Here is a 249-nt window from a genome sequence, read left to right on the forward strand (position 1 = left end):
CCGTTCAGGTGGTACTTTTGCGATACCCGCGATACGCTCTTGCTTGCCTCCCGTGACAGCCATTCAAGCACCTTCGCATTGAGCTCTTCTTCTGTCTCAATGCCCTCCAAAGCGAAATAGCTGTTTCTGGCGGGGTATATGATGATTTCAAACAGGCTGTTCACAAAGAATTTCGGGAAGGCCGCCCGTAGCCGCTCTCTGATTTCTCGCCGCTCAAATACGTTCATTCTTCCGTCCCTTCCCCGGCCT

At 52.6% G+C, this 249-nt stretch carries 1 pseudogene; it reads right to left on the reverse strand.

Annotation, left to right across the window (positions count from 1 at the left end):
- Positions 1-227, reverse strand: a pseudogene (locus tag ON16_RS00070) (hypothetical protein); the annotation flags it as partial.
- Between the last annotated feature and the right edge of the window lie 22 nt (positions 228-249).

The sequence above is a fragment of the Oscillibacter ruminantium GH1 genome, from assembly GCF_000307265.1.
GTDB lineage: Bacteria > Bacillota > Clostridia > Oscillospirales > Oscillospiraceae > Oscillibacter > Oscillibacter ruminantium.